The organism is Oleiphilus sp. HI0132 (assembly GCF_001635845.1).
In genome coordinates, this window is record NZ_LWGJ01000267.1 from 1 (window position 1) to 1,584 (window position 1,584).

The following is a 1,584-nucleotide window of genomic DNA, read 5'->3' on the forward strand; positions in this document are numbered from 1 at the left end:
CCTTTGAGTCACCGAACTCACCCATGGTTTTCCAGAAACAATGGAAGCCAGAAGTGAAAATGGATCTCAATACTAAAAATGCTGGTTTAGGTGAAGATCACTATGAAGTAGTTGTTTCAGCTACTTTTACCGTTTCAGTCGAAGGTATGACGGCTTACATTGTTGAAGTTCAGCAAGCGGGCATCTTTAAGCTTGAAGGTCTAGAAGGTATTCAATTGGCACAAGCGCTAAATGCGTTTTGCCCAAATCTTCTATTCCCTTACATGCGTGAAACTATTGACACAGTTGTCGTTAAAGGTAGCTTCCCGGCAATGATGGTTGCACCGGTTAACTTCGATGCTATCTTTGCTCAAGCTGTAATGAAGAAGCAAAAAGAAGCGCAAGAAGCGGCTGAGAAAAAAGCGGGTAGTGAGTCTACTCACTAAGCCTCTTGTTATGAAAGAAGAAAGCAGTGCTATGTCGCACTGCTTTTTTGTTTGAGCGCATTTTTTTGTTATTTCTATTTTCCCTATTTGGTTGATATTAAATATATGTTCCATATCGCACTCTATGAACCTCAGATCGCCCCCAATACAGGTAATATAATTCGTCTGGTTGCGAACAACGGTTGTTATCTTCATTTAATCGAGCCATTGGGGTTTGATCTAGAAGAAAAGAAACTTCGACGTGCGGGTCTGGACTATCGAGATATGGCAAACGTAACGCGCCATAAGGACTATGCTTCTTTTCTTGAGGCTGTTGAAGGGCGGCGAATTATTGCATGTACAACTAAGGGGAGTGGGCCTCATGATCAGCTCACTTACCAGGAAGGTGACGTATTATTGTTTGGTTCTGAAACGGCAGGGCTGCCCGATTCAGTTTTAGCGAGTATTCAGTCAGAACACAGAATCCGCATTCCAATGATGGTCGATAGCAGAAGCCTAAACTTGTCCAATGCAGTGGCAATCATAAGTTATGAGGCTTGGCGTCAGTGCGGATTTAAAAATGCTCAGCTAGTGGGCGAGTTTTCTCCTTCATAAGTGCTTTTTATCTGCTTTATTTTTTCTTTTCGTAAACGGTCTAGCTGCTCGCCAATTTCTTTCCCTTTGTAGCCCTCGGCAACGATCTCTTTTGTGGTGATTAAGCTGAGAGTGTGTAATATCCGGCTAAAAAGATCTGCTTGTTGGTATTGCGCCTTTTCAAACCCGGTCCTACCTCGTGAGTCTGCCTTGCTGCACAGTAATATTTCTGCAAAGCGCTCAGGGCGTCTAAAGGCGTCGCACTGCTTTAAAACTTTCAGAATGGTTTCACTTCTTAACTCAAAAGCTTTATGGATGTGCGTGTGATATTCACTGCATAAACATGCCAGGTCTCGGTATTCATTCGGTACTCGATTTCGTTCACAGAGCTTCTTTATCGGCTCTAAACCTAGGCGCTCATGGCCATGATGGCTTGGCCATTTTTCAGGGGCGGTACAAGCTTTTCCCAAGTCGTGTGTAAGAGCAGCAAAGCGAACTTGTTTTGATTGGCTTAGTTGACTAGCTTGCTCCAAGGACATGAGAGCGTGGATGCCACAGTCGATTTCTGGGTGGTACTTTTCTGGCT

3 protein-coding genes are annotated in these 1,584 nt (G+C 43.9%); 2 read left to right on the forward strand and 1 reads right to left on the reverse strand.

The window, feature by feature from the left end:
- Both secB and A3766_RS03260 read left to right on the forward strand, forming a co-directional pair.
- A partial coding sequence (secB, locus tag A3766_RS03255) for a protein-export chaperone SecB (RefSeq protein ID WP_068641670.1) occupies positions 1-425 on the forward strand: 425 nt, incomplete at its 5' end.
- A 105-nt stretch (positions 426-530) separates the two neighbouring features.
- On the forward strand, positions 531-1,019 hold the full coding sequence (locus A3766_RS03260; protein ID WP_068511345.1) for a tRNA (cytidine(34)-2'-O)-methyltransferase: 489 nt from the start codon (positions 531-533) through the stop codon (positions 1,017-1,019).
- Here the strand turns inward: A3766_RS03260 and A3766_RS03265 are convergent.
- The coding region (locus A3766_RS03265) for an HD domain-containing protein (RefSeq protein ID WP_156508649.1) at positions 989-1,584 on the reverse strand (596 nt) is incomplete at its 5' end. The two genes, A3766_RS03260 and A3766_RS03265, sit on opposite strands and share 31 nt — an antisense overlap.

Bases quoted from the DNA above. Each gene is read 5' to 3' on its own strand.
- A3766_RS03260 (WP_068511345.1), top strand. From the start codon at position 531: ATGTTCCATATCGCACTCTATGAACCTCAGATCGCCCCCAATACAGGT.